19 protein-coding genes and 1 pseudogene are annotated in these 23,475 nt (G+C 49.5%); 17 read left to right on the forward strand and 3 right to left on the reverse strand.

Annotated elements, in window-relative coordinates:
- The 17 genes from HC660_RS03920 (at nt 1) to HC660_RS04000 (ending at nt 22,074) form a co-directional block, all read left to right on the forward strand.
- The gene (locus tag HC660_RS03920; RefSeq protein WP_168747146.1) at nt 1-891 is read left to right on the forward strand and encodes a carbohydrate ABC transporter permease; all 891 of its coding nucleotides are present in this window, start codon (nt 1-3) and stop codon (nt 889-891) included.
- 15 nt (nt 892-906) lie between these two features.
- Entirely contained in the window at nt 907-1,941 is a 1,035-nt protein-coding gene (gene yesR, locus HC660_RS03925; RefSeq protein ID WP_168747147.1) for a rhamnogalacturonyl hydrolase YesR, read from the forward strand.
- A gap of 22 nt (nt 1,942-1,963) precedes the next feature.
- Complete coding sequence (gene yesS, locus HC660_RS03930) at nt 1,964-4,249, forward strand: transcriptional regulator YesS (RefSeq protein WP_168747148.1); 2,286 nt, start codon at nt 1,964-1,966, stop codon at nt 4,247-4,249.
- A 13-nt stretch (nt 4,250-4,262) separates the two neighbouring features.
- Nucleotides 4,263-4,961: a rhamnogalacturonan acetylesterase gene (locus tag HC660_RS03935; protein WP_168747149.1), complete on the forward strand. Its 699-nt coding sequence runs from the start codon at nt 4,263-4,265 to the stop codon at nt 4,959-4,961.
- Nucleotides 4,954-5,616 carry a YesU family protein gene (locus tag HC660_RS03940; protein WP_168747150.1) on the forward strand — a complete coding sequence of 221 codons (663 nt, stop codon included), beginning with the start codon at nt 4,954-4,956 and terminating at the stop codon, nt 5,614-5,616. Before HC660_RS03935 ends, HC660_RS03940 begins: the two co-directional genes overlap by 8 nt.
- Nucleotides 5,613-6,242 (forward strand): YesL family protein, encoded by a 630-nt coding sequence (locus HC660_RS03945; protein ID WP_168747151.1) that lies wholly within the window; start codon nt 5,613-5,615, stop codon nt 6,240-6,242. Before HC660_RS03940 ends, HC660_RS03945 begins: the two co-directional genes overlap by 4 nt.
- 139 nt (nt 6,243-6,381) lie before the next feature.
- The gene (locus HC660_RS03950) at nt 6,382-8,226 is read left to right on the forward strand and encodes a rhamnogalacturonan lyase (protein WP_483398306.1); all 1,845 of its coding nucleotides are present in this window, start codon (nt 6,382-6,384) and stop codon (nt 8,224-8,226) included.
- A 49-nt stretch (nt 8,227-8,275) separates the two neighbouring features.
- Nucleotides 8,276-10,114 (forward strand): rhamnogalacturonan lyase, encoded by a 1,839-nt coding sequence (locus tag HC660_RS03955; protein WP_168747153.1) that lies wholly within the window; start codon nt 8,276-8,278, stop codon nt 10,112-10,114.
- Nucleotides 10,115-10,123: 9 nt separating this feature from the next.
- The gene (mgrA, locus tag HC660_RS03960; RefSeq protein ID WP_168747154.1) at nt 10,124-11,134 is read left to right on the forward strand and encodes an L-glyceraldehyde 3-phosphate reductase; all 1,011 of its coding nucleotides are present in this window, start codon (nt 10,124-10,126) and stop codon (nt 11,132-11,134) included.
- 3 nt (nt 11,135-11,137) lie between these two features.
- Nucleotides 11,138-11,791, forward strand: coding sequence for a rhamnogalacturonan acetylesterase (locus HC660_RS03965; RefSeq protein ID WP_168747155.1), 654 nt, complete (start codon nt 11,138-11,140; stop codon nt 11,789-11,791).
- A 5-nt stretch (nt 11,792-11,796) separates the two neighbouring features.
- Nucleotides 11,797-13,791: a beta-galactosidase gene (locus HC660_RS03970; protein WP_168747156.1), complete on the forward strand. Its 1,995-nt coding sequence runs from the start codon at nt 11,797-11,799 to the stop codon at nt 13,789-13,791.
- A 44-nt stretch (nt 13,792-13,835) separates the two neighbouring features.
- On the forward strand, nt 13,836-16,409 hold the full coding sequence (locus HC660_RS03975) for an exo-rhamnogalacturonan lyase family protein (RefSeq protein ID WP_168747157.1): 2,574 nt from the start codon (nt 13,836-13,838) through the stop codon (nt 16,407-16,409).
- A gap of 121 nt (nt 16,410-16,530) precedes the next feature.
- On the forward strand, nt 16,531-18,039 hold the full coding sequence (locus HC660_RS03980) for an extracellular solute-binding protein (RefSeq protein WP_168747158.1): 1,509 nt from the start codon (nt 16,531-16,533) through the stop codon (nt 18,037-18,039).
- Nucleotides 18,040-18,093: 54 nt separating this feature from the next.
- Entirely contained in the window at nt 18,094-19,050 is a 957-nt protein-coding gene (locus tag HC660_RS03985; RefSeq protein ID WP_168747159.1) for an ABC transporter permease, read from the forward strand.
- A gap of 12 nt (nt 19,051-19,062) precedes the next feature.
- A complete protein-coding gene (locus HC660_RS03990; RefSeq protein WP_010333314.1) occupies nt 19,063-19,950 on the forward strand; it encodes a carbohydrate ABC transporter permease in 888 nt (295 codons plus the stop codon).
- A gap of 8 nt (nt 19,951-19,958) precedes the next feature.
- Complete coding sequence (gene lplD, locus HC660_RS03995; protein WP_168747160.1) at nt 19,959-21,302, forward strand: alpha-galacturonidase LplD; 1,344 nt, start codon at nt 19,959-19,961, stop codon at nt 21,300-21,302.
- 76 nt (nt 21,303-21,378) lie between these two features.
- A complete protein-coding gene (locus HC660_RS04000) occupies nt 21,379-22,074 on the forward strand; it encodes a DUF421 domain-containing protein (RefSeq protein ID WP_010333316.1) in 696 nt (231 codons plus the stop codon).
- A 37-nt stretch (nt 22,075-22,111) separates the two neighbouring features.
- Here HC660_RS04000 and hmoA read toward each other — a convergent pair whose 3' ends face one another.
- The 3 genes and pseudogenes from hmoA to HC660_RS20920 form a co-directional block, all read right to left on the reverse strand.
- Nucleotides 22,112-22,435: a heme-degrading oxygenase HmoA gene (gene hmoA / locus HC660_RS04005; RefSeq protein WP_168747161.1), complete on the reverse strand. Its 324-nt coding sequence runs from the start codon at nt 22,433-22,435 to the stop codon at nt 22,112-22,114.
- Between the two features lie 112 nt (nt 22,436-22,547).
- Nucleotides 22,548-22,731 (reverse strand): annotated as a pseudogene (locus HC660_RS04010) (VOC family protein); the annotation flags it as partial.
- Between the two features lie 108 nt (nt 22,732-22,839).
- Nucleotides 22,840-23,394 carry a hypothetical protein gene (locus HC660_RS20920; protein WP_211090769.1) on the reverse strand — a complete coding sequence of 185 codons (555 nt, stop codon included), beginning with the start codon at nt 23,392-23,394 and terminating at the stop codon, nt 22,840-22,842.
- Between the last annotated feature and the right edge of the window lie 81 nt (nt 23,395-23,475).

Raw genomic sequence — 23,475 nt, forward strand, 5'->3', positions numbered from 1 at the left:
ATGGAGCCGGTCAACCAGCCTGTCAGGCAAGCCCCGGTGTTTGAAGGGAAAAAAGCCGGGCGCATCAAGCCAAAACGCATTCTGTTCCATGTTCTTACGGCGTCACTGGCGGTGTTATTGCTGTATCCCGTCATTTGGCTGTTTGTCAGTTCTTTTAAAGAAAGCTCCAGTATTTTCACAACCTCTCATTCTCTCATTCCAGATCCTTTTATTCTCAGCAACTATGCTGAAGGGTGGAAGGGCATTGCGGGTCAGCCGTTTTGGGCCTTTATTAAAAACTCGGCGATCATTGTCGGGCTGTCTACAATCGGCGCCGTCCTGTCATCGGCTGTCATTGCCTACGGCTTCGCGCGCATCCCGTTTAAAGGAAAAGCATTTTGGTTCGCCTGCATGATGGGGACGTTAATGCTGCCGCATGAAGTGCTGATGATTCCGCAGTACATTATGTTTGCGAAATTAGACTGGCTGAATTCTTTTAAACCGATTGTCGTTCCGCAATTTTTCGGGCATGCGTTTTTTATCTTTCTGATGATCCAGTTTATCCGAACGATCCCTGAGGAGCTGGATGAAGCAGCGAGAATCGACGGGTGCGGGCGCTTTGCCTGTTTTTGGCGGATCATTCTGCCGCTCATTGCACCGGCGCTTGCAACGTCTGCGATTTTTTCTTTCTATTGGAAGTGGGAGGAGCTGATTCAGCCGCTGCTCTATTTGAATAAGCCGGAGCTTTATCCTGTTTCTCTTGCGCTGAAGCTTTTCCTGGACACGGAATCAGCTTCAAACTGGGGCGCGATGTTTGCCATGTCGGCCGTCTCTTTACTGCCTGTGATTCTCGTATTCTTTCTGTTTCAAAAATATATCGTTCAGGGCATCAGTACGACCGGATTAAAATAAAAAGGAGTGTTGCAGATGGCACAGCTTATCTTTGATGAAGAAAAGGTCACATCCGTTATGGACAGAATTGTGAAACGGACATTTCAAATGGATTTTGCGTGGGATTGGCCGGGCGGCGTCGCGTTTTACGGCGTGGCAGAGGCGTATGAAGCGACGGAAAACGAGGAGTATATCAAACTGTTAAAAACGTGGGTGGATGAACAGCTTGAGGATGGGCTGCCGCCGCTATCGATCAACGGTGTATCGATCGGGCATACGCTTTTGTTTCTGCATCAGGTGACGGGAGATAACGTCTATTTGGAAACGGCTGGCGAGATGGCGGAATATGTGCTTCATCACGCGCCCCGCTTTGGGGAAGGTATTCTTCAGCATACGGTGAACTCGTCGGATTATGTGTTTCCTGAGCAGGCATGGGCGGATACGCTGATGATGGCGGGGCTGTTTATGCTGAGAATCGGCCGTGTGATGGAGCGGGAGGATTATTTTGAGGACGGCCTGCGCCAGTTTCATGGACATGAGGACGTGCTGCAGGACCCCGTGACCAATCTGTATTACCATGCCTGGGACAATAAAGCGCAAAACCACCTGTCGGGGATTTATTGGGGACGGGCGAATGGCTGGGCTGCGCTTACGATGGCAAAAGCGCTCCCGCTCATCGAGGTGACGCATCCTTCTTTTATGATCATTGACGGATCGCTTAGAGACCAGTTAAGCGCGCTTGTCCGGCTGCAGGACGATTCAGGGCTGTGGCATACCATTTTGGATGATCCGGATTCGTATTTGGAGGTTTCGGCATCGGCGGGTATTGCCTCTGCTTTGCTGTCGAGCGGGAAGCTCTATACAAAATACGCGCAGAAATCACTTGCCGCTATTTTGGATGCGGTGGAAGAGGACGGACGTGTCAGCAAAGTATCCGCGGGCACAGCCGTCATGAAAAATGCGGAAGGATACAAACAAGTGCCTTACAAACGAATACAAGGCTGGGGACAGGGACTTGCACTCACATTTCTCGCTGATGTGCTGAGAACGAAAAAACGCGTGTATCAGTAAAGACGGCGGCGGGGGGAAAGGGATGAAAAAACAGCCTCAACAGAAAGAACGGGTTTCACGCTGGAAGGGAACGTATTTCAAAAGAAACTTTGTTTTCATTTTGCTGATTGCCTGTATTCCCGGACTGCTGACAGGCGGGGCCATCTACTTTTTATCTATCGATAAAGTGGAGAAAGAGCTGCAAAAGTCGCATGAAACACAGGTGGCGCGTGAAGTCAGCCGGATGGATGAGAAGCTGGAAGGGCTTGAGCTGACGCTTGCCCAAATGGCATACGATTCCTCGCTGATGAACGGATTGGCCGAAAAGGATTTGGAGAAAGACTTTACATTCTCCTATCAATTAACGAAAAAGCTGTTTCTATTGCGGGACCAGCAGCCGCTGATTCAGCAGGCTGCTATCTTTCTGAACAGCCCCCGGCCTCTTGTGCTGAGCCCTGAATACAGCGTGCTAACAGAACAGGATATGCTTCATAAATACCGCTCCCTTCTCGACTCCGATCGGAGTATTTATTGGAGCCGATCGGGAAAAGACGCCGCGCTGATTCAGCTCATTCCGGGTGCGGCTGAGAAACCGTTTGGCGCGATCATGCTGACGGTAGATCCGAAAGAAATGGAGGCGCTTCTGCAAAGTTTGTCTCCTTACCCTGAAGGCAGCGCGCTACTTCTTGATCAAAAGCGGGAGGTGCTTTTCCATGGAGGAGATAAGGATTTTGAAAATGCTTTAATGAATGAGGTGAAAAAACAGCCTCGCCAGAAAGGCCATTTTCAGATGGATTGGAATGGCACGGTGTATTCCGTCTCCTATGGAGAAATGAAGCGAATGCACCAGAAGTGGACCTTTGTTTCTGCGGCGCCTCTTTCAGCTATCACAGCGCCGATGGTGTTTTTATCAAAGGTGATTATTGTGATGCTTGTCGTTTGTATCGGCTTGGCTGTGTGCATGACGTGGTACGCTTCGAGGAAAATCTATCGCCCGATTCAGCATCTGCTCGGACTGTTTACGGGAGGAGAGAAACAAGCATGGCAGGCGTCAGGTCAGGACGAATTTAAGTGGATTGAAAAGAGATGGAATGATCTTTCCCTTGAGAGCCGGAGGCTTCATGAGCAGCTGCTCCGGCAGACGCCCCATATGAAAAAGAGTTTTTTGCAGCACCTGCTTCAGGGTGACTTTTACTATGACACAGAGGACAGCCTCAGATCGCGGATGGAGGATGCGGGATGGGACATCGGGGAAAACGTATTTCACGTGCTTGATCTTCAGGTGACAGGGCTTCGCTGTGATAATAGCATGTTCTATGCCGACGATGAACAGCTTGCTGTGTTTACACTGACCAATTTACATGAGGAGCTCGCGGCAAACCGGCGTTTTCAACCTTTAATTCTTGATATTGGGCGCCTTTCCGTCACCGTGCTTGTGATGAAAACGAGCGGCTCGGATCTGAAGGCGCATCTTTCAGAGCTGGCCCACATATTTGGTGCTGTCACGGGACTAAGCCTGACCGGAACAATGAGCAGGCAATCGGCCCGTATTAAGGATATCCCATCTTTGTTTAAGGATGTGAAAAGCGGCAAGTCCCGCAGATGTTTTGCCAATCGCCATCAGATCATCGATTTGCAAGATGATGTTTTTCAGGCTGAGCCATCCGCACCCTACTATCCTTTTGAACTTGAAAAACAAATCGTTCAGGCCATTCGGCTGGAAAGAAAAGCGGAAGCAGAGGAGCTGATTCGCTTATGTATGGCTGAAATGGCTGAAATGGCGGTCAGCGACAGACAAGTGCATTCTGCGCTGATACAACTGTTTTCCCGCATCCAGGAGGATATTCTGCATTCCGGCCTTCACCCGAGCGAGCTGTTCGGCAACAGGGATATGCTTCGCGAAATATCTGAGCTGCATGAGCCTGTCCAAGCGGCTGCCTGGCTGATGGATGCGGTTGTCACCCCGTACCTTGCCAAGCTTGAAGGCAGGAAAAACAGACAGCAAAAACAGGTGGCGGAACGTGTGATTGCGATGATTCATGAGCAGTATATGGCGGATCTTTCTCTTGAAAGCTGCGCGGATGCGCTGGGCATGAATTCTTACACCTTGAGCAAGGCCTTTAAGCAAGTGACGGGCGTTAATTTTATTGATTATGTGACCCGCATCAGAATCGAAAAAGCAAAAGAACTGCTGGTCAATACAAATAAAAAAATTCATGATGTGTCAGAAGAAGTCGGCTATCGCCACAATTATTTCAACCGGATTTTTAAAAAGCAAGTCGGCATGCCGCCGGGAGTCTTCAGGCAAATGTATCAGGAAACGCCGTGAAAGGAGAGGACATGTGATGGAAAAAACGATTCAGGTATTTTTAGCAGGGGATTCCACCGTAAGCGACTGCCCGCCGCATGAAGCGCCGATGGCAGGCTGGGGGCAGGTTTTCGGTCAATTGTTCACTGAACAGGTGAAGGTGTGCAATCACGCCAAAGGGGGAGCCAGCACCAATTCATTTGTTGAGGAAGGAAGGCTTCAGACGATTGCTGAGCGTATATCCCAAGGCGATTATTTGTTTATCCAATTCGGCCACAATGACCAGAAACCGCGGGGAACGAAACCATACTCGACGTATCAGCAATTTCTCACTTTGTTTGCGGACACAGCGCGTGAAAAAGGCGCGCAGCCTGTGTTCGTTACATCGGTGCAGCGCCGCCGCTTTGATGAAAACGGAAGGATTGAGCACACGCTCGGTGAGTATCCGGATGCGATGAAAGCGTTAGCGAAGGAGCTTGATGTGCCAGTCATTGATTTGCTAACGAAAACGAAGGCGCTTTATGAAGCATACGGCCCGGAGGAGTCAAAGCGTTTGTTTATGTGGTTTCAGCCGGGTGAACATCCGAATTATCCAGACGGCATTGAGGATAATACGCATTTTTCAGAAGAAGGGGCCATGGAGGTTGCGAAGCTCGTTGCTGAGGGCATCGAAGAAATCGGCTTTCCGCTGAAGGATCATCTCGTAAGCCGGGAGGGGAAAGAACATGTATAAAGAAGGCGCGTGCCTGTACCGCAATCCGCTCCGTTCAGCAAGCGATGTGAAAGACTGGCGGATGGAGGGAGGCGGGCACGTTTCATTCGAAGATCAGCGTATGCACCTGTCACATGTAGAGGACGAAGCGCACTTTGTTTATTGGTGTCCAGAAACATTTCCCGACGGCATCATTGTGAAGTGGGATTTTTACCCGATTGAACAGCCGGGGCTGTGTATGCTGTTTTTCGCGGCTGCCGGCATCGGAGGCGAGGACTTATTTGACTCGCGACTCAAGAAAAGAACAGGAAAGTACCCCGAATACCATTCCGGAGACATCAATGCGCTCCATCTGTCGTATTTCCGCAGAAAATACCCGGAGGAAAGAGCGTTCCGCACCTGCAATCTAAGAAAAAGCCGCGGTTTCCACCTCGCTGCACTGGGAGCTGATCCGCTGCCTTCTCCGGACGACGCTGTTTCCCCGTATCATATGAAGCTCATTAAGGATAAAGGATATGTGCATTTTTCGATCAATGATCTGCCCATTCTGGAGTGGCAGGATGACGGAAGCACATTCGGGCCTGTGTTAACGAAAGGAAAAATCGGGCTGAGGCAAATGGCGCCGATGAAAGCCGCTTATCGTGATTTGTCTGTGCACCAAGCGGTGAGAGGATGAAGACGACTGTGACGGATGCGCTTTATGCAGGCTGTGAAGCGGTTGTGAAAATCGCGTGGCTGAACGGGCTGTGGCTGTTGTTTACGCTTTTGGGCGGCGTTCTTTTCGGATGGGCGCCGAGCACAGCCGCGATGTGTGCCGTCATACGGAAATGGCTGATGGGGCATAAAGATGTCCCGGTATTTGCGTTATTTCTGGATACCTACAAAAAAGAGTTTCTGAAGGTTAATGTAATTGGACTTGCGTTTATTGCTCTTTTGCTTATGTTGTCCGCCAATTATTATTATTTTTCGGCAAGTGCGGATTGGCTGTCCTTTACTGTGACGAGCTGCACACTCTTGGCGGGGCTTTTGTACACCGTCGCGCTCATGTATGTGTTCCCTCTTTATGTGCATTACGAGCTTCCGCTTCGCCAATATATTCCGCAAGCGCTGCTGTTCGGCGCCATGCGGCCGCTGACCACCGGCTGCATGTTGATCGGCTGCGGATTTGTGCTTTACTTGCTGTATACGCTTCCGGGTCTGATCCCATTTTACGGTCCTAGTTTATTTGGGCTCGTGTCGATGTTTTTTGCTTACAGAGGGTTTCAAAAAACAGAGGCCCGGCACCGTCATCAGGCCGGGTAAACAAAAAAATGACAAACCGGCAAAAAAGTGCAGCCAACCAAAAACGTTTATGCAAAAAAGTGACATTGAAGACAACTTCTTAAGCGCATAAAATCCAATTTAAGTAAGCGCTTACAGATAAATGATAAGGAGCTGTCTGATGATTAGACGAAGAAAAAGCATGTTTACCACTCTCACACTGTTGGTGTTATTGATGATGGGGGCTTCTGTATTTCCTGTCAAAGCAGAAGGAGCGGCGCGGCAGATGGAAGCGTTGAACTGGGGCCTTGTGGCAGTCAAGACGGAAGGCGGCATTTTTGTCAGCTGGCGGTTTCTTGGGACAGAAAACGCAGCCGTGGCGTTTAATGTGTACAGAGACGGACAAAAGCTGAATGCTTCGCCTGTCAAATCCACGAATTATATCGATAAAAACGGATCTGCGGGCTCAACGTATTCCATTCGGGCTGTTGTAAACGGTACCGAGCAGGCAGCTTCTGAAAAAGCCTCTGTATGGGCACAGCCGTATCACTCCGTTCCACTTGATAAACCGGCTGGCGGCACGACGCCAAAGGGTGAAGCCTATACCTACAGTGCCAATGATGCCAGTACGGGTGATGTGGATGGAGATGGGCAGTATGAGCTGATCCTCAAATGGGACCCGTCTAATTCAAAGGATAATTCACAGGACGGCTATACGGGTGAAGTATTTATTGATGCGTATAAGCTGGACGGAACAAGATTATGGCGAATCGGTCTCGGCAAAAACATCAGAGCAGGCGCACACTACACTCAGTTTATGGTGTATGACCTGGATGGTGACGGAAAAGCGGAAGTGGCGATGAAGACCGCTGACGGAACAAAAGACGGCACGGGAAAAGTGATCGGAAATGCGAATGCCGATTACAGAAATGAGCAGGGGCGTGTGCTTTCTGGTCCTGAGTACCTGACTGTCTTTCAAGGTGAAACGGGGAAAGAGCTTGTCACTTCAAACTTTGAACCGGCACGAGGGAACGTATCGGATTGGGGCGACAGCTACGGCAACCGGGTCGATCGTTTTCTTGCGGGCATTGCGTATCTCGACGGGCAGCGGCCGAGTCTGATTATGACTAGAGGCTATTATGCCAAAACCATGCTTGTTGCGTATAACTTCAGAGACGGAAATTTGTCAAAACTCTGGACGCTTGATTCCTCTCAGTCGGGCAATCAAGCGTTCGCCGGACAGGGCAATCACAATCTTAGCATTGCGGATGTTGACGGAGACGGAAAGGATGAAATCATCTTCGGCTCAATGGCTGTTGACCATGACGGCAAAGGCATGTACTCGACAGGCTTAGGCCACGGTGATGCCCTCCATACCGGGGATCTTGATCCGAGCCGGCCGGGGCTTGAAGTATTTCAGGTTCATGAGGACAAAAACGCGCAATATGGCTTATCCTTCCGGGATGCCGCGACAGGAAAAATCATTTGGGGTGTTCACGCCGGCAAGGATGTAGGCCGGGGGATGGCCGCTGATATTGATCCGCGCTATTCGGGACAGGAGGTTTGGGCGAACGGTTCTCTTTACACATCGAAAGGCGCCAAAATCGGCAGCAGTGTGCCGTCGTCAACCAATTTCGGCATCTGGTGGGACGGTGACCTGCTGCGGGAACAGCTGGACAGCAACAGGATCGATAAATGGGATTATCAAAACGGCGTTTCTAAAAACCTGCTGACTGCATCAGGTGCTGCCTCCAATAACTCTACAAAAGCAACACCGGCTCTTCAGGCTGATCTGCTCGGTGACTGGCGGGAGGAGGCTGTGTGGAGAACCGAGGACAGCAGTGCGCTCCGCATCTATACCACCACCATCCCGACCGAGCACAGGCTGTACACGCTGATGCATGACCCTGTGTACCGGCTCGGCATCGCCTGGCAAAATGTCGCGTATAACCAGCCGCCGCATACAAGCTTCTTTTTAGGAGACGGCATGGCGGCACAGTCTAAACCGAATATGTATACGCCTTAACAGAAGGGGGGAAGGAACGGGCCGCACGCTTGGCCCGTTCCCATTTAAAATGAAACCAAAAAAGAGGCAGATGGAGTATTTGACCAGAGGCTTAATTGCGGTCAAGACGGAGCAAGGCGTATTTGTGAGCTGGCGTTTTCTCGGAACGGATCATGAGACGATGGCTTTTCACCTTTATCGGGATGGAAAGCGGATCACCCGCAAGCCGATCGCGGACAGCACCAATTTTCTCGATCAAAACGGAATGGCGGACTCTGTTTACCAGGTGGCAGCCATCAATAAAGGACGGGAAGAAAAGCTGTCTAAAGAAGCTCCCGTCTGGCGGGAAAATGTCCTAGAGGTGCCGCTTAACAAACCGGAAGGCGGTATCACGCCGGACGGAAAGCCGTACACGTACAGCGCCAATGATGCGAGCGTCGGAGATGTGGATGGGGACGGAGAATATGAAATCATCCTGAAATGGGACCCGTCCAACTCAAAAGATAACGCTCACCATGGATATACCGGAGACGTTCTCATTGACGCCTATAAACTGGACGGCACTTTTCTGTGGCGAATCAACCTCGGCAGAAACATCAGAGCGGGTGCCCATTATACGCAGTTTATGGTCTATGACTTAGACGGTGACGGAAAAGCAGAAATCGCTATGAAAACAGCCGACGGCACAATAGACGGCAAAGGAAACATCATCGGTGACGAGCATGCTGATTTCAGAAATGAGCAGGGCCGAATTCTGTCAGGTCCGGAATATTTGACAGTGTTTAAAGGGGAAACCGGTGAAGCGCTCACGACTGTCGATTATGAACCGCCTCGGGGAAAACTGGAGGATTGGGGAGACGGCTACGGCAACCGCATGGACCGTTTTCTCGCCGGAATCGCTTATTTGGATGGAGAGCGGCCGAGCCTGGTGATGGCACGGGGCTATTATACGAGAACAGTACTCGTCGCTTATGATTTCCGGAACGGCAGGCTGAAAAAACGCTGGACGTTTGATTCAAATCAGCCGGGGCATGAAGCATACGCGGGACAGGGAAACCACAGCTTGAGCGTGGCTGATGTTGATGGAGATGGAAAAGATGAAATTATTTACGGCGCCATGGCGGTTGATCATGACGGAACCGGTCTGTACACGACGGAACTCGGCCACGGAGACGCCATGCACGTCGGCGATCTTGATCCGTCACGCAAAGGGCTTGAAGTGTTTCAGGTTCATGAGGACGCAAGCAAGCCGTATGGGTTGTCGCTGCGTGATGCCGGAACAGGTGAGGTGTTATGGGGCGTCCATGCCGGAACAGATGTTGGCAGAGGAATGGCTGCTCATATTGACCCTCGGTATAAGGGATCGCTTGTCTGGGGAATCGATCCGCCCGGCAATGATGGAATGTCATATGGGCTCTATACGAGCAAAGGAGAAAAAATCAGCGCCAAAGCGCCTGCTTCAGCCAATTTCGCCATCTGGTGGGACGGAGACTTGGTCAGGGAGCTTTTGGATCATGATTGGAATGGAACGATCGGCAAACCAAAGATTGAAAAGTGGGATGCTGAAAACCGCTGTTTAAAAACGATTTTTCAGCCGGAAGATGTGCTGTCCAACAACGGGACAAAAGGAAACCCGGTTCTTCAGGCCAACCTGTTCGGAGACTGGCGGGAAGAGGTCATTTGGAGAACCGAAGACAGCAGAGCGCTCCGTATCTATACAACGACACATTTTACCCATCACCGTATTTACACGCTGATGCACGATCCGGTTTACAGGCTCGGGATCGCTTGGCAGAATACAGCGTACAACCAGCCGCCGCATACAAGCTTTTATCTCGGAACAGGGATGAAAAAACCGCCGAAACCCGCTCTGTACATAGCGGGAAACAAAGCGGAGACCCCGCTTTAGGAGGAATGTATGGGATACGAAGCAAAGGCTGAACGCTATGACAAAATGACCTATCACAAAGCCGGGCGAAGCGGATTAAGACTTCCCGCTATCTCTCTCGGCCTCTGGCATCAGTTTGGCGATGCCTATTCTTCGGAAAACGCGCGGTCCATGCTGAGAGCTGCATTTGATGCAGGCATTGTCCATTTTGATCTGGCCAACAATTACGGCCCGCCGCCCGGCTCCGCTGAGGAGATGCTCGGGCGCATGCTGAAAACGGATTTTGCGCCTTACCGTGATGAACTCATCATCAGCACTAAAGCCGGCTATGACATGTGGAAAGGGCCGTACGGTAATGGCGGATCGAAAAAACATTTGACTGCCAGCTTGAATCAAAGCTTAAAGCGGCTGGGTCTTGATTATGTGGATCTCTTCTATTCGCACCGTCCTGATCCTGAAACGCCGCTTGAGGAAACGATGGAGGCGCTGGCGGACTTTGTGAGCCAAGGAAAAGCTTTGTATGTCGGACTGTCAAACTACAGTCCTGAAGAGACTGAGCGCGCGGCCGAACTTTTACATCAACTCGGCGTTCGGCTCGCCATTCATCAGACGCAATATTCAATGTTTCACCGCGATCCGGAAAAAGGGCTGCTTGATGTGCTGGACAAAAAGGGAGCCGGCTGCATCGCGTTTGCGCCGCTTGCTCAAGGGCTTCTCACGACAAAGTACGTTTCAGGCATCCCGGAAACATCAAGAGCTAAAGATGCGAACAGCCCTTTCCTGCAGACGGAGCATATAACCGAAAGGGCGGTCAATAAGGCGCAAAGGCTGAATAAGATTGCGAAAGAACGGGGACAATCGCTCCCGCAAATGGCGCTCTCATGGCTTTTAAAGGATGCCCGGATGACCTCTGTTTTAATTGGAGCAAGCCGGCCGCAACAAATAGAGGAAAACGTTCAAGCCTTGCAATCAGCGGACTTTTCAAACGAAGAGCTTTCTGCCATTGAGTTTATATTAAGTGAAAAAAACGAGGGGGAATGAGACATGGCAAATCATATTTATCTTGCTGGTGATTCGACTGTCCAAACGTATGGAGAAAGGACAAATCAAGGGGGCTGGGGGCAGTTTCTCGGTTCGCATCTGCCGGAGCATATTCAGGTGATCAATAAAGCGATCGGCGGCAGAAGCTCAAAAACCTTTGTGGAGGAAGGCAGGCTTCAGGCGATCCTTGATGTGATCGAGCCGGATGATTGGCTGTTTGTGCAGATGGGCCATAATGACGCGTCGAAAAACAAACCTGAGCGCTATACTGAGCCCTATACCACCTATAAACAATATTTAAAGCAATATATCGCAGGCGCGCGGGAAAAAGGCGCGCATCCGCTTCTCATTACCCCAGTAGCCCGCTTTCATTATGAAAACGGCGTGTTTTTGAACGACTTTCCTGATTATTGCATTGCTATGAAGCAGACGGCTGCTGAGGAGAATGTCCAGCTTATTGATCTAATGGAAAAAAGCCTCGCTTTCTTTACTGAGAAGGGCGAAGAAAAAGTATACACCTATTTTATGGTTTCTGAGGGGATTGACGATTACACGCACTTTACAAAAAAAGGCGCAAATGAAATGGCAAAACTCGTAGCGAAAGGCATGAAGGAGCTCGGACTGCCATTAACAGAATCTATCGTCAAAGAAGGGTGAAGGACTTGGGGAAAAAACTATATCACGGCGCATGCTATTATCCGGAATTATGGGATGAAGACACGATTCAGCAGGACATTGACAGAATGCGGGAGGTCGGCATCAATGTTGTGCGAATTGGTGAATTCGCCTGGTCTGTGATCGAGCCGGAAGAAGGAAACATTGACGTGAGCTTTTTTAAGGAAATGATCAAAAGGATGTATGACAACGGCATCGAAACGATTATGTGCACACCGACGCCGACACCGCCTATTTGGCTCTCGCACGGGCGGCCGGAGCGAATGCACATTAACGAAAAAAGAGAGGTGATGGGGCACGGCTCCCGTCAGCATGCGTGTACAAATAACCCATATTTCCGAAAAAGAGCCGCCATCATCACCACAAGCATCGCCAAAGAGCTGGGACACCTGCCGGGGCTGATCGGCTGGCAGCTCGATAATGAATTTAAATGCCATGTGGCTGAATGCATGTGTGAGACGTGCCTAAGCTTATGGCATGAATGGCTCAGAAACCGTTACGGTGTGATTGAACGGTTAAATGAAGCGTGGGGGACTGATGTGTGGAGCGAAACCTATCAAACCTTTGAGCAGGTGCCGCAGCCGGGTCCGGCCCCATTTTTGCATCACGCTTCATTGCGCACGATGTATCAGCTGTTTTCGATGGAGATGATCGCTCAATTTGCGGATGAACAGGCGAAAATCATTCGCAGTTATTCGGATGCGCCGATTACTCATAACGGCTCGGTCATGTTCAGCACAGACAATGAGCGGATGTTTCAGAATCTCGATTTTGCTTCCTATGATACGTACGCTTCCCAGGATAATGCATCTGCATTTTTATTAAATTGTGATATTTGGAGGCATTTCAAAAAAGACCGCCCGTTTTGGATTTTGGAAACAAGTCCGTCGTATGCAGCATCGCTCGAAAGCTGTGCCATGCCGCACGCCGATGGGTATTTACAAGCTGAAGCCGTGTCTTCTTATGCCTTGGGGAGCGAGGGATTTTGCTACTGGCTGTGGCGCCAGCAGCGTTCCGGCAGCGAGATTTCACACGGTTCCGTCCTTAGTGCATGGGGAGAGCCGACGATCGGTTATCAAAACGTTTTGGCGGTTGAGCGGGCAAGAAAGAAAATCGAACCGATCATTCTTTCTACTGTGCCCGTGCAGGCTGATGTTGCGATGACCTATTCCGACAGGGCGAAAGTGTTTCTGAAAACAGAACCTCACCGGGGACTCCAACACCGAACGCTTATCACACACTTTTACGAGCGCATCCTCAACACGGGCATTCATCGTGATCTCGTTCCGGAAGGCTTTCCGCTGGAGGGCTATCGTGTGCTGTTTACGCCATTTATGCCTTATCTGTCCTCTGCTTTTATCAAAAAAGCTTCCGCATTTGCTGAAGAGGGCGGCATATGGATTGCCGGGCCACTGACGGGAGGGCGTACGGGCGAGCATACGGTTCATACCGATTATGGCCTTGGAGAACTGGAGAAAACAGCCGGAATCAAAACGCTGTTTACGTTCCCGATGAACGAGGATGCACATACAGGAAAAGCGTTTGGCATGACGGCGCCGCTCGGACTGTGGAGCGCGGTGTTTGATGCAGGGAGCGGAAATACTCTCGGCACGGTTGAATCCGGGCCTGGTGCCGGCCATGCCTTTCTGTCAGAACGAGAGCACGGCAAAGGGAAAATCGTCTTGCTCGGCTCGCTTCCATCAGGCAAAAAAGGAGATGCGATGCTGGAAGCACTCGTCAGGCATTATGCGGGAGAAGCAGCAGTTTCTGTCAGATCCGATGTCACCCCCGGCACGATTGTTGCCCCGAGAAAAGGAGAAAACGGCCTCGTATGGGTCATCGTTAATATGAATGGAAAAGGCGGAAGTGTGACGCTTCCAAAAGAGGGGACCGACCTTTTGGCCAATCGTTCAGTCGGAGCCGGGAGACTGTCAGTCGGACCACACGAATACCATGTGATTCAGTTTGATAATCGCAGCTGATTCTTTGCATTGAATCAGCTTTTTTATATGGAAGGAGAGAACCGATGAAAAAGATCAAATGGCTATCAGAACAGCCTCAGCTGAAAAGCGGTGTAACGTGGGGGGTGCCTTGGAAAAAAGGAGAATTGAAAAAGGGAGACTGTCTGGCGCTTATCAATGCAAAGGGTGAAAGCGGCTATGTGCAAAGCGAGCCGTCGGCCTATTGGCCGGACGGGAGCATCAAATGGACGAAGCACGCGGCTGTGTTCAGTCAACAAACCGATACAAGCTTTACCCTGCAAAAAGAAGAGACCCAGCCGCCAGCGAAAAAGCTCATGATCCACGAGTCAAAGAATGCAATCCAAGTGGATACCGGAGCGCTTGTCTGCACTGTGAATAAAACGGGCTCCGACATCATTCAATCGCTGGTGATGAACGGGAAGCCGATTGCCGCAGGCGGGCGGCTGATCGCAATAAAGGAAACGAGAAAGGAGATGGCGGCAGAAAAGGTTTTTTTTCATGAAACATCGGTCAGTCTTATCAAACGTGTGGTCATTGAACAGAGAGGTCCTGTAAAAGCAGTCATCAAGATGGAGGGGGTTCATGTACTCCGAAAGACAAAAGAAGAGTGGCTGCCCTTTATCATCAGATTCACATTTTATGCCGGGCTTTCAGAGATGAATATCATGCACACTCAGCTGATCGACAGGAATTTCAAACGAGAGTTCATCAAAGGGCTTGGCATGCAGTTTGACCTCTTGTTACAGGGAGAGCCGTACAACCGCCATTTCCGTTTTGCGGGGGACAAAAGCGTTTATAAAGAACCCGCCCAGCTGTTTGGCACCCGCAAATGGAGTGAACGGTATCCTCTTTATCAGCGGCACATCAATGGCGAACCGATTTCTCCAAGTGAAGAGCACAAGGAATGGTTCGCACACGGCGTACAGAACGCAATTTGGAATGATATGAAACTCGTTCAGGACTCCAGCGATCATTACCGTCTGGCAAAACGGACCGGCAAGGAATATTCGTGGGTTGACGTGCTGCATGGCAAGCGGGCGAAGGGGCTTTGCTATGCGGGCGGCGAAAATGGAGGGGTAGCACTCGGTCTGCGGTATTTTTTTGAGAAATATCCATCGTCACTTGAAATAACAGGTCTTGCCGTTGATCAACCGAACATGACCGTCTGGCTCTGGCCGCCAGACGCGGAAGCAATGGATTTCAGGCATTATACAGGGAACACCCATGTCGTCAGCGCGTACGAAGGGTTTGATGAGATGCGTTCTGATCCGACAGGCATTGCCAACACAAACGACATCAGCCTGTCATGCTTCTCTCAGATGCCGTCAGATGACGTGCTGAATGCGTTAGCGGACAAATGGCAGGCACCGCCATTGCTCATTTGTGAGCCGGACGTTTATTACGAGTCAAAAGCGCTTGGCGTTTGGAGTGTGATCGATACGGCCGATCCGGTCAAAAAAGAGCTGGAAGAACAGCTGGACGCCGCCTTCTTGTTTTATCAAAAAGAAGTGGAGCAGCGCAGATGGTACGGGTTCTGGAACTATGGGGACGTCATGCATACGTATGACCCGATCCGGCATATGTGGCGGTATGATCTCGGCGGATACGCCTGGCAAAATAATGAACTCGTTCCGACCTTGTGGCTGTGGCAGGCGTTTTTCCGCTCCGGCAGAGAAGATCTGTTCCGAATGGCTGAAGCAATGACCCGCCATACAAGTGAAACCGACTGTTTTCATCTCGGAGAATATGCGGGGCTTGGCTCCCGGCATAACGTGGTGCACTGGGGATGCGGCTGCAAGGAAGCGAGAATCAGCATGGCCGGCCTTTATAAATTCTACTATTATCTGACGGGGGATGAGCGCACGGGAGATCTTTTGACAGAAGTGAAGGACGCCGATGCCACCCTAGTGAACACCGATCCGATGCGTGCCTTCTACGAGAAAGGAGAGCACCCGACTCACGTCAGAACGGGGCCGGATTGGGCGGCGTTTTGCTCGAACTGGCTGGCGGAATGGGAGCGGACTGAGAATCCTGAATATCTGAGGAAAATCCAAACGGGCATCAGCTGTCTGAAACGCCTGCCGCTTCGCTTATTATCAGGTCCAACGTTTGAATATGATCCGGCGACGTCTATGCTTCATCACATGGGAGACGGTATCGCGGGCGGCTATCATATGATCATTGCGTTTGGCGCGCCGCAAGTGTGGATGGAGCTGGCTGAGCTTCTCGATGACCGCGAATGGGAGGAAATGCTGAGTGAATTTGGCGAGTTTTACACATTCAGTGATGAAGAAAAACGCAAAAAAAGCGGAGGTGTGCTCCATGACGGGCACTTTCACTGGCCAATGTTTGCGGCTGGTATGACAGCCTATGCTGCGAGAAAAAAACAAGACCATTACCTCGCCGAAAAAGCGTGGAATCTTTTGCTCGACCATAAACTGAGCCATACGCCGCTTCCGATCAAACCCGTGCCAATCGAGACATGGACTCAGCTTGAAGAGCTTCCGTGGGTAACGACAAACACTATATCTCAATGGTGTTTAAATGTCATTGCGGCACTTGAATTAATAGGTGAATACCTCCCTGCAAAAAAAGATATATCCTGCAAAAAAGGATAACAGCCTTCATTCTATAGGAAAAATGATGCAAAAAATGAAGATTGCAGGAATTTATGTAAGCGCTTTATATTAGGGGTGGCAAAGGTGAAATGAAAAGGAGAAAAAGGGGGACTGACGCATCATGAAAAAAAGAATACGAAAAAAATGGCTCGCTCTACCGCTCGCTGCCATGATGATAGCCGGGTGCAGCAATTCAGAAACATCCAATTCAGCGAGCGATTCAAAAAACACGATCAACATCATGGCGCCGCTGCTGTCACCGGAAAGCCCGAGTGATAAAAGCCCATCATTAAAAGCGTTAGAGAAATACACAGGCAAAAATATTAAGGTCACATGGGTGCCTGATTCATCCTACAACGATAAATTTAACATCGTCATGGCCTCTGGAGAGATGCCTCATGCGATTGTGATTAAAGATAAGTCAGCCGGCTTTATCAAGTCTGTCAAAGCGGGCGCTTTTTGGGAGCTGTCTCCTTATTTAAAAGACTACAAGAATGTAAGCCAGGCTGATGAAAAGATACTCAAGAACAGCTCAATAAATGGCGAGGTGTACGGGGTCTACAGATCGAGAGACTTGATTAGAGCCTGTATGATCATCAGAACCGACTGGCTCAAAAACGTCGGACTCGATATGCCGGAAACGCTAGATGATTTTTATGAAGTGCTGAAAGCCTTTAAGGAAAAAGATCCTGACGGAAACGGCAAGGACGATACGTACGGCATGGTCGTGCCGAAATGGATGGGGCTTGGCAACGGAAGCCCGTGGGATGTTCTGCAAATTTGGTTCGGCGCCCCGAATCGCTACGGCGTTGAAAACGGGAAGCTCGTGCCTGATTTTACAACGAAGGAATATATGGAGGCGCTCACCTTCTTTAAGAAGCTGTATGATGAAGGGTTGATCAACAAGGATTTTGCTGTTATGGATTCGGCGAAGTGGAATGACCCGGTTGTAAAAGGAAAAGCGGGTGTCATCGTTGATACAGGCTCCAGAGCGTCGCAAATTCAAAGTGCCATGGAAGAAGCGGATGAGTCGAACAAGGATGTCATTGATATCGTCGGCACAGTAGAAGGACCAAAAGGCAAGCGCACCTTCCCGACATCAGGATATTCAGGCATGATTGCGATACCAAAATCAAGCGTGAAAACGGAAAAAGAGCTGAAAGAGGTACTGTCCTTCCTTGATAAGCTGAACGATAAGGAAGCACAGATTTTGACCAACAACGGAGTGGAGGACCGAAATTATGAGCTGAAGGACGGCGTATTCACCTCTCTTGAAAAAAGCAACAAATCCCTCCTGTATGAGCATGAAGGCTTGGCCCAGTTCAGCATGTCCATCCCGAAAAGCGAGTACTACATCGAAGATCAGAAAACAAAGCTCTTCCAGCATCGCAAGGACATCATCACGAAAGGAGAAAAAATAGCTGTCTTTAACCCGGCGGAGTCGCTTGTCTCCGATGTCTATACCCAAAAAGGAGCCCAGCTTGACAACATCATTCTTGATGCGAGAACGCAATTTATTATCGGAGAAATCGATGAAAAAGGCTTCAAGGATGCGGTGAAGCTTTGGGAAAACAGCGGCGGCAATGAACTGATGAAGGACTTAAACAAATTGTATCAAACGTCAAAATAAACCGATGCGCCTGCCGTTCGGCGGGCGCGCCGGTATCACGAAAGGAGAACAGATATGGAAACGGTGCCGAAGAAGGGAAACGCACCTGTTCTCACTGCTGAGAAAGGCATCAGCTGGATGGCTGCGCTCAAAAGAGACAAATGGCTTTATCTTCTTCTTATTCCCGGTCTGCTTTATTTTTTGGTTTTCAAATACCTGCCGATGTGGGGCGTTCTCATTGCATTTAAGGATTATTCGCCATATCTAGGATTCTGGAAAAGCGAATGGGTCGGTCTTGATTATTTTAAAGACTTTTTTATGAATCCGGATTTTTTCCGGCTGCTGCGCAACACGCTCATGCTGGCAAGCCTTGATCTGCTCTTTGCCTTTCCTGCGCCGCTCATTTTGGCTTTGCTGTTGAATGAGCTGAGGAAGGCTGTGTATAAAAGGTGCGTTCAGACCCTTATTTACGTGCCCCATTTTGTCTCATGGACAATCGTGGTCAGCATCACCTTTGTTTTCTTTACAGTCGATACAGGCGTCATCAACAAAATGGTCATGAGCCTGACGGGGAATCAGATCTCTTTCTTATCAGACGCTGACTGGTTCCGGCCGATGATTGTCATGCAAAGCATCTGGAAGGAGACAGGCTGGGGAACGATTTTATTTCTCGCCGCTTTGGCAACGGTGGATCAGGAGCAATATGAGGCGGCGATCATGGATGGGGCCGGCCGGTTCAGGCGGATGTGGCATATTACGCTTCCGGCAATCAGGGGCACCATCATTGTACTTTTAATTTTACGGATCGGAAGCTTTTTAAATATCGGTTTTGAACAGGTGTATTTGATGACAAACTCGCTCAACCGCAGCGTGGCCGACATCTTCGACACGTATGTTTACATGATGGGGATTACCCAAGGCGCATACAGCTACAGCACGGCTGTCGGTTTGTTTAAATCGGTTGTCGGGATTATCTTAATTTTCGGTGCCAATTACATCGCGAAAAAGTTCGATCAGGAAGGATTGTTTTAGAGGAGGGAGAGTATGGCTGACATACACACGATGCACAACACAAAAGCCGGACGGGTATTTGATGTCTGCAACATTCTGTTTCTCGGCGGCGTCGGCGCGATTACCATTTTGCCGTTTTTGTATATTATCGCAGGTTCCTTTGCGACAGAAGCTGAGCTGGCTCAGCGCAGTTTCTTTATTTTCCCGGAAACCTTTACCCTTGACGCTTATCGGTACGTGTTTTCGACACCGACGTTTATCAGAAGCATGGGCGTATCCATCTTCATCACTGTTGTCGGGACAGCCGTGCAATTGTTTTTCACTTTTACGATGGCGTATCCGCTGGCGAAACGGCATGTGAAAGGACGGAATCTGCTGTTAAACCTGGTGATTTTCTCGATGCTGTTTTCCGGGGGGATGATTCCGACGTACCTTGTCGTCAAATCACTTGGGTTGCTGGATTCCTATTGGGCGCTGATTCTGCCGATGGCGATCAATCCGTTTAACCTCATAATTATCAAAAACTTCTTTCAGCAGCTGCCGCGGGAGCTTGAGGAATCAGCAAAAATTGACGGCTGTTCGGAAATCGGCGTCTTTTGGCGGATCGCCTTGCCGCTGTCAAAGCCGGTCATTGCCACTTTTGCGCTGTTTTATGCGGTCGGGATTTGGAATGATTTCTTCCATGCTCTCTTATATATCAATGACAGTGCAAAATGGCCGCTGCAAATGGTGCTTCGCCAGGTCACGATTTTATCGGACTTAACGGCGACCAATGGCGATACGATGCAAAATACAATTCCGCCGGAGCAGGGCATTAAGCTTGCTGTCATCGTCATCGCGACCATACCGATACTGGCGGTTTATCCATTTTTACAAAAACATTTTGCCAAAGGCATGCTGATCGGTTCTGTGAAAGGCTGAGAAAGGGAGTGTTTCATATCAGTACGTTAGATCAGGTCAAAATCGCGTATATCGGCGGAGGTTCCCAAGGCTGGGCCCGAAGCTTGATGAGCGATTTGTCCCTTGATGAACGAATGTCAGGCACGGTGGCGCTCTATGATCTGAATTTTGAAGCGGCAAAGAAAAATGAAATCATCGGCAATCACAGCGGAGACGGCAGATGGAGGTATGAGGCGGTTTCTACTTTGAAAAAGGTATTATCCGGTGCAGATATCATCATTATTTCGATTTTGCCGGGTACCTTGGATGACATGGAAACGGACGTTCATCTGCCTGAGCGATACGGCATCTATCAATCGGTTGGTGATACTGTCGGACCTGGGGGAATCATGAGAGGTTTGCGGGCCGTTCCGATGTTTGCAGAAATTGCCCGGGCAATAAGAGACTACTCCCCCGAATCATGGGTCATCAATTATACAAACCCAATGTCTGTGTGCACGAGAACGCTGTATAAAGTGTTTCCCGGTATAAAAGCATTCGGCTGTTGCCACGAAGTATTCGGCACGCAAAAACTGCTGGCGGAGATGGTCACAAATAGGCTTGGACTAGAGGTGAATCGGCGTGAAGACATTCATGTTCATGTGCTGGGCATTAACCATTTTACATGGGTGACAGCAGCCTCTTACCGGCATATTGATCTGCTTCCAATTTTCCATGATTTCTGTGCGCATTATGCCGAATCCGGCTATGAGCTGGAGGGGGAAAGCTGGAAGGACAGCGTATTTCGCTCTGCACACCGTATTGCATTTGATTTATTTGAAACATACGGTGCCATCCCCGCTGCGGGTGACAGGCATCTGGCTGAGTTTTTCCCCGGTTGTTATCTCAAACAGCCTGAGACATGGAAGTTTCACCTCACACCCATATCCTTCAGAAAACAGGACAGAGACCGGAAACAAAAAGAAACGGATTACATGGCACAGCAAAAACGGGGTGTTGAGAGGAAAGCATCAGGAGAAGAGGGCGTGAACATCATGGCGGCACTCCTCGGGCTGGGCGAACTTGTAACAAATGTAAATCTGCCGAATCAAGGCCAGGTCGCTCATCTGCCATTAGATGCGATCGTGGAAACAAACGCATTTATTACCCGCAACCGTGTCCAGCCGATTGTTTCCGGAGCGCTGCCGAAGGGTGTGGAACTGCTGGCTGCACGACACGTATCCAATCAGGAGGCAGTGGCGGAAGCGGGATTAACAAAGGACCGCGGCCTCGCTTTTCAAGCGTTTCTCAATGACCCGCTTGTCACACTCGACCGCCAGGATGCGGAGCAGCTTTTTGACGACATGCTGTCAAAGCACCAGCCGATTTTATAATAGCAGACAGTGACCGTTTAGAAATAGTGCAGTTGACCATAATGATAGTAGCTCTTAAGAAGTAGGTGCTATCAACATGGGAGATTATCTCAGTGTAGCGGCAGAATTAGTTTGCGGTTTGGGTATTTTATTTGTCATTTTGAAGTTTCTCGGAAAAACCCAATTCTCTCAAATCACTCCGTTTGACTTTATTTCTGCTTTGATTTTAGGGGAACTGGTCGGAAATGCAGTGTATGATCATGAAATTAAGATCAAAGAGATCATTTTTGCTTCACTGCTGTGGGGATTGCTGATTTATCTGATTGAATTCATTACCCAAAAAATAAAGGGCTCCAGAAAGTTCCTGGAAGGTGAACCGAGTATTGTCATTCATAGAGGGAAGCTGAAATATGAGATGCTAAAGAAAAACAAGCTCGACATTAATCAGCTGCAGAGCCTTTTAAGGCAGGCAGGCTGCTTTTCCATACAGGAAGTGGAATATGCCATATTAGAAACAAACGGGATGGTCAGCGTTCTTCAGAAATCCGATTTTGGCAATCCGACGAGAAAAGATATGAATCTTCCGCCGCAAGATGTGTCTTTGCCCACCACGTTAATTCTTGATGGAGAGATTGTGTATGACAACCTGCAAGAAGCGGGGGTAGACGAACAATGGCTGCGGCAAACGCTGAAAAAGCAGGGAATTGAAAAGACTGAGGATGTGTTATTTGCTGAATGGCATGCTAATAAACCGCTGTACGCCGTCACATTTGAAGAAAGCAGATTTTCATGAAAAAAAGAGCTTGCGGCACAGCCCAAGCTCTTTTCCGTTATTGATGAGTCCCTTGTTTGACAGCTCTCACGTGATACATGCTCACTTCAGTGCTAATCATATAGTCAGGCTTTGGCTTGCCTTTGTTCGCTTTATGCCCGGCGATATGCGCATCGCTTTTTTCCCACTGCTTCCAGTGATCCTCGGATTCCCAGCGGATCATGACAACGACTTCCTCATCGCCGCGGCGGACGTTTTTCTCAAGCACGGTCACATCAATTAAGCCTTCCTGTTTTTCAATGATTCCTTCAGCGCTGAAACGGTCAATCACCTGATCAGCATGGCCCTCTTTTACCGTCATTTTTCTCAACTGAACAAACATTTATCTCTCCCCAATCACACTCATATATCCGTTATTGTAAATGAAATTCATTCTCAATGTCAAAAAAAGAGCACGGCGGAGCATTTTCTCCGCCGCCGCATTATGCTTTCAATCAAAACTCATTGCCGTCCTCGTCCTGAAATTGAACAAAGGTGCCCCACTCCATTAGGTTCGGCTCACTGAGAATTCTACACTGTTTGCCCTCATTCAATCATATGAACCAAAGATGCCTTCACACTCAAAGAGACCTCCAGCCAGCTTGCGTTTGGTCCCATCGGATGGTCCGCCACAATGTCGATTTGTTGATCATAGGGAGACCTCCAATTCAATAGATATGTATATCTTAACCTGTTAAAGCTAAAGGAACACAGAAAAATCAGCCGGAAGAACCGGCTGATTGACCATTAATATGAACAGCTTACGACATCTATATGTTTTGTGTCCAAGGCGTAATAAAACCAGCGATGGTGTGAGGCATCCCAATAAAAGCCGCCGACGGATTCTCTTCCAAGAATGATTGGGAAGAACCAAAATGAGCTGCCGTTGGTTAACCAAACATAGGTAAATCGGAAGAGACAAGGCTGAATGAGAACGGGTTCAACTAAATAAGCTGCCCCATGCAAGCCCTGAGGCTTTTGCGGTTTTGCCGGCTTTTTATGAGGCGGAGGCCCTTGCGGCGCTCCTCCGCCAACACCCGGCACGGCGCCTCCGCCGATACCAGGCACGGCACCTCCGCCAATACCAGGCCCAGCGCCTCCACCAATTCCCGGCACGGCGCCTCCGCCGATACCAGGAACAGCACCTCCGCCAATTCCCGGCACAGCACCTCCGCCAAATCCAGGTACGGCGCCTCCGCCGATACCAGGCCCTGGATATCCAACTGGGTAGCGGTAATCATATTCTACTGGGGACCATGGATCATAGATCGGCCCATCATACATATATGGATCATAATACATATCATAACGTCCTTTCTCAAGTAAACTGTACATTTGACAGGATATGAAAGTGGGCTTATTTTGGTGAATCTGCCTATGGAT

It is taken from the genome of Bacillus mojavensis (assembly GCF_012648005.1).
Lineage (GTDB): Bacteria > Bacillota > Bacilli > Bacillales > Bacillaceae > Bacillus > Bacillus mojavensis.